Origin of the sequence: uncultured Fibrobacter sp. (assembly GCF_946062555.1) — a bacterium.
Taxonomy (GTDB): Bacteria; Fibrobacterota; Fibrobacteria; order Fibrobacterales; family Fibrobacteraceae; genus Fibrobacter.
The window spans coordinates 1-2,502 of sequence record NZ_CAMGVQ010000125.1 but is presented as its reverse complement, the minus strand read 5'-3'; the positions used below and the strand labels follow the sequence as shown (position 1 = coordinate 2,502).

At 45.2% G+C, this 2,502-nt stretch carries 2 protein-coding genes; both read right to left on the bottom strand.

What is annotated here, in order from left to right; translation table 11 throughout:
- A partial coding sequence (locus Q0P86_RS16820) for a DEAD/DEAH box helicase (RefSeq protein ID WP_295041110.1) occupies positions 1-1,363 on the bottom strand: 1,363 nt, incomplete at its 3' end.
- Positions 1,363-2,502 (bottom strand): DNA methyltransferase (locus Q0P86_RS16815; protein ID WP_295041108.1); only part of this gene is annotated, 1,140 nt, incomplete at its 5' end. The genes Q0P86_RS16815 and Q0P86_RS16820, both read right to left, overlap by 1 nt.

Here is a 2,502-nt window from a genome sequence, read left to right as displayed (position 1 = left end):
TTATTACCTGCGTATCCGCAATTCTGTAGTCCTTGCCGCTGAAGCCAGCACGGTTCAATCCTTCCACCACATTCTGCACGGTATCCAAGAACTTGTTCGATGCCGTAAGCACATAACTCATGTTCAACATCGGGTTCGGATTTTTACGGGTATAAGGCAACCGCAGCACTCTCCCGAGTATCTGTTCCACATCCACAGCGGAGTTCTTGTCGGCAAGCGAAGCAAGAATGTACGCATAGGGGCAATCCCAGCCTTCTTTCAGAGCGTTCACCGTAATGATGTAACGGACTTCGCAATCCGACGACATCAAATCCAAACCGGCCAACTCGTTTTTATCGGCGGTCTTTATCTTGATTTCGTTTTCCTTGATTCCCTTTTCGATTAGCATCGCCTTGATTTTATCGAAAGTGGCGTTGTCTTCTTTCGTCTTGGGCTCCGCCTGGAATAGGACGATGGGGCGAATGGGCGCTCCGCCCTGATTTTGTGCATCAAAAGCGGCGCGTTCCAAGCGGGCACGAAGTTCCAGAGCCGAATTTACGACTTCATCCTTACTCTGGTGGTTATAGACAATCACGGGCAACTTGACCATGCTTTCTTTCTTGAGTTCAAAAGCACTGGTAAAGCTGATGATGTTGCTGTTTTTTCGCGGAGTCGCCGTCAAGTCCAAAATAAAACTCGGATTTAGCTGTTTAAGCATATCGACACTCAGTTCGCTTTCCGCGTTATGGCTTTCATCGACAACAATCACGGGATTCAGGTGTTGGAAAACCTTCATCAAGGAAATTTCTTCGTCACCCGATTCCGCAAAAGAAAGCAAGTTGCCATTTTCCTTGTATGCGTTGCGGTTATCCTTGTTGCGGCTCCGCAGGCTATCGAAACTGAGAATGCAAAGGGACAAGTTTTCCTTTACGGAAGACGCATTGAATCCCGCGCCCTGCAAAAGAGCGGTCTTGTCATAGACTTCAACACGATTCCCGAAATCCGCATTCAACTGTTCACGATACGGATGTTCCGGGTTAGAAAAGTTGCGAATGGTCTGTTCCAATATGGAATTGGACGGAACAAGCCATACCACTGTTTTGGCGTGGTCTTGCGGAAATATCGAGAAAATCGGTCGGAGCGCATTGGCGGCAATGAACGTCTTTCCACCCGCGGTCGGGACCTTCAGGCACACATGAGGAACGCCTGCAACATTGTTCTTGTAGGGTTCCACGATTTCGCCGGGGAACGGAGTGAGCGGAGTCCGCGGGTGCAGCCGCCAGAATTCATTGAAACTCTCCGAAATATTTTTCGTTTTTTGGAGAATTTCCAGATAGCGGGTCAAATCTTCGATGATGTCTTTCTGGTATTGCTTGAGAATCATTAGAACCTCCGGATATCACGCGGAATTTTCTTGAAGGTGATGTCGTGGTCAAAAAGGAATTTCTGCGGCATGGTGCAGTTGTCCGCATAGATGACATAGCGGTCGGCCTTCTCCGAAATTGACGCAAGAAAAGTCGCATCAAGCGTCGTCGTTTCGTCCTTGTTGTAAAGGAAATAATAGGCGACGCCTTCGAAGTTCCCTAAATGAGCCGGGTGCCCGTTGTTGCTTTGCGGCAATGCATGGTTTGTTTCGGTATAATAGAGGTATTCGCGGATGGTCTGCTCCGGGACATCTTCGTTGATAAAGCCATCCTTCAATAGTTCTGGGCCAAGTTCATAGTAGGCGAATGAACCGCCGGTGCCCTCAGTAACGGTCCCTGAGCCTGTCGAAGGGCCGTATCCTTTTATCACGCGGCGGACGCGTTCGGCGGTGATTGTTTCAGCGTAATCTTCCATTTCGACAAGGATGAACTTGCGGTTGCCGCCATCTTGTTTGTTCAAGTTCAGCACGGCATGGGCCGTAGTGCCGGAACCAGCGAAGGAATCGAGGATGATGGAGGATTTGTCACAAAGAAAATTTGCCAGATACTCAATTAAAGACGGTGGCTTTGGAAAATCAAAAACTTTAGATTTTCCAAAAATTTCGTCAAGCATTTTACCAGATTCTTCCGTTGTTGTAACACCAACTGTTTCATCAATTAAATTGGGCGGAACTTCGGGGTCATAATTACTTTTCTTGTAAGATAATACCAATTGTTTAGAGCAATTAATAACAGTTCCTTTTGATATCTGCTCATCTAAAGTTTCTTGAACCCAAATAAATCTATTTTCAAAAGAAATTGTGTTAATGTTCTTTCCGTTTTTTATTTGAGCGTCATTTAATAATTTGTTTGGGAATTTCGCTGTGCCATAAATACCGGCTTTTATAACACAGTCTTCTACCCCTTTAAAATTCACTGTATTAGGCGGGAAAGATAAAATCTTGAAGGTATTTTGTGGCTTTGTAATTGGATCGTCACTTTTACTTGTCTTTTGAACACCCTTATACTTTATGTTTGATTTCTTCTTTTCATAAGCCAAAACATACTCTAGGCAACCTCTAAAAATTACCCCAAAACGACTATTTACAAATAAACTAAC